Genomic DNA, 3364 nt, shown 5'->3' on the forward strand with positions numbered 1-3364 from the left:
TCGATCGTTACTGTGCCAGGATTAGCAGGGTCAGGAATTAACCGCAACTGGTCGATGCGAGCGCGGGCACGCTGGGTTACAAACACATAAGACTCCCCATTGGGGGCACGATAGGTTGCCAAGCCATAGGCGGTTTGACTACCGTTGTCTATACCAAAAATAGAAAAGTTGGGGTTCGTACCGCCATTGTCCCGAATTACGGGGGAGGTAACGTTAGTGAGGGGAGTGGTAGGATTCGTAGCATCGATGCGGAAGATGGCGAGGGTGTCGCGGCGACGATCGGAGGCGATCGCCAAATCCACCGTATTTCCACCTAGGGAAAAGCCCCGCAAAATATCCACATTGTTATAACGAACATCACTGTAGCCAAAGGTGGGGTTCGCGTCCGCGGGGCGAATGGTTTGTACAACAGCTCCTGTGAGGTCATAGACTACCAAACCCCCATCCTTCACGGCTGTAATCACCAAGGGACGGGTAGGGTGGTTGTAGATGGCTGGATCATCCCCATCCCCCTGTAACTGCCCTGCCGGCACCGGATTTGCATCGAGCACGCGGGTGGTTTCCACCGTTGGCCTAGCCGAGGGAGCCACCTCACTGGTGATATCCAACGCTAGAGCTAGCACTTGGGTGAACTGGGTAGGGCTAAAGTTATTGTCGCTGACCAGGATGAGGGATTGCCGTCCATCGGGGAGGCGTGGTCCCAAGGTCATGCCTTCAACGTTATCCAGTCCAGTAGTGATCCCCAGATTGTCGAAGTTGACTAGCAGGCGCTTTTGCACCGGGACGATCGCCGCCAAGTCTGCTGCACTCAGGGCACTAAGAGACGCAATACCGCTGATATCGCTGGCTTTGTCTACCCGAATTTCATAGAGCTTGATGGTGTTGCCTGTACCCGGAACCCCAGCGGAGAAAGAGCGTTCCAGAGCCAACAGGGTGCCGCGATCGTCCAGGGCCAACAGTTCCACCAGACCGTTGGTGTTGAAGCCACTGCTGGGATTGGGAGCCAGCACTACTGGATCGGTAATATACAGGTACTCCTGTTCCGGTTGTCCTGTGATCAGGTTGTACTTGAGGATGCGCGATCGGCTGCCTGCGGTCAAGCTCGTCGCGGCCCCATCCTGCACCAGGGCATTTTCCGTTGCTGTGTAGAGGAATTTCTGATCAGGAGTCAGGGTCAAACTTTCAAACGCCAGGTTATTACGCACCCCAGCCGTCTGCTCCCCTGCATCCACATTACCGTTGCCGTTGGCATCATTAATCACCGGGACAAACTTCGTAGGCACTGGCAATACCTGATTTTGTTGCCCATTCGCTAGAGCAAAGCGGTTGACAAAAGGAGCCTGCACCTGTGCCAGAGCAGTGGGCACCTGTCCTTCAGAGGCAATATACACATTGTTGCCCAGTAATGCGATTCCCTCTGGGTCTAGGGCATTAGCCGTAAATGGATTGCCGCTGGCATCTCGCAGTTGGGTCACCCCTGTGAAGGTTACCCCCGTTGGGTTGAGCTTACCAGAACTAAGGTCAATGGTTAGGGTGTAGAAGCGGGCAGGCCCATCGCTAGGCCCCGATCGAGCATCTGCAAGGCTGTAGTAGCGATTGTTGGCTGCATCGTAGGTAATACCCGACAGTCCACCCACTTGAGTGCCGCCGACTACCGGAGTTCCCGTGGGGAAGGTTGCTTGACCGATAAACTCTACCCGGCGCACACTTGGACGCGCACTGATGTCACCTACATTCACATCAACCCAGAGCAAACGGTGATCAGAACTGGGGAATCCACCCGGTAATGCTGGATTAAACGTCCCTACCAAGGGGAACAGGGGACTGGTGTTGTTGGGCCAAAACACACGGGAATCGGTAATTGCCAAGTCACTAGAGGGCAGTACGTAGTCGGCGCGCAGGTTCCCTGGTGTGGTGTCGGCAAAGTCTGCTGTGTCGAAGGCAGGATTGCTGCGGTGATTGTTGTTGGCACCTCCCTGAAGCCCCGCCTGCTGGACTCCACCCAAGGAGGTGGGTACTGTGCTGGTATTCACCCAAGGTGCATTCAGCAGTTGGCGAATGGCGAAATTAAAGCTGTCGCCATCGAAGGGGTCAGCATTTTGATCCCCCATGATCACAAAACTAGCGTTGGGGCCAATGCCACCTCTGACTCCAGCATCGTCATAGATATAGGTGCTAGCCGCAGGATTGGGATTGGTGTAGTCTACCCAGAAGCGGATCTCGTCATGGTTGCGCTTGCCGTTGCGGTCTTCTGGCCCATCAAACACAGGCGGTGTGGGGTGGCTTGCTAGCACATGCACAATCTGACCATTGATCTCTAGGGGAATGTCCCAGTGGCTCTTGGAGGATAGGCGCAACACATTGATTTCAGCAGCAGAGTAGAAGCTGTTGAGGTTGTTAGGGCCAGCAGGGGTAGGGTCATTGGTGAGCAAGTTACCGGGCATGTCCTTCCAGAGAAAGTTTTGGAAGGTGCGGGGTTTGACATCGGTCGTGTTGACGATCGGATACTTCGACAGCAACAACATCCCAAACTGACCAGGAAAAACACCAAAGCCAAAGGCATCATCCCCATAGCCCGGATCACCAATACCGTTGGTTAGGGTAGTTACTGCCACACCGTTGTTATTCAGGTCGAAGCCAGATGGAATCCCAGTGTTAGACGGAGCAATGTAGAAGTAGTTGTAGGTAACAGGGGTGGCACCGTTCTGGCTGACCTGAAGGAAGTTTTTGCGAAATAGATCGACCGCAGCGGGGTCAAAGTCAAACTCGTTAATCAGCAGCACATCGGGATTCACCCGCTGAATAATTTCTGCTACTGTGCGAGCTTGCTGAATCCGTAGAGCTTGGTTAGCATTGACACCCGTTCCGCGTGTATCGGGCACAACAGGAATAGAGAGATCGTTCACAAGTTGTCCCTGAGCGTTGCGGTTCAGGGAGGCGTTAAATTGGGCAAACCGGACATTAGTCGTGGGCATACAAAGAGAACTCCTCGTAGGGATAATACCGGCATCTATCTAGCTATAGGGAAATTACAATGGTTGCGATTATGTTTCGCTGATAGATCCGCTCTATATCTCCCATGGGAACATTAAGGCTAGTCACGTCTTCAGGTTAAGAGTCGATTTAGCGTCACAATTTGCAACAGGTGGTACAGTAGTCACTCCTACAGCAGCCGTTGCTAGATGGTCTTTGGGCAACTGAGAAGATAACCTTACCCTAGGCAAGCACTCGGCACACTCACTGCTTGCTGCTAAGCTGGGCCTTTCCACTCAGAATGAGCATTGATCTGTGAAAACGAGGTTAAGGGATTGGGGTCGCTCGTGGACTGAGTAGTAAGCTCTAGGCGAAGAAGTAGGCTGAAAGC

At 53.4% G+C, this 3364-nt stretch carries 1 protein-coding gene; it reads right to left on the reverse strand.

Features of this window, described 5'->3' with window-relative positions; all coding sequences use genetic code 11:
• The coding region (locus NZ772_16010; protein MCS6815060.1) for a phytase at positions 1-2975 on the reverse strand (2975 nt) is incomplete at its 3' end.
• Positions 2976-3364: the final 389 nt, after the last annotated feature.

This window comes from Cyanobacteriota bacterium (genome assembly GCA_025054735.1).
Taxonomy (GTDB): Bacteria; Cyanobacteriota; Cyanobacteriia; order SKYG9; family SKYG9; genus SKYG9.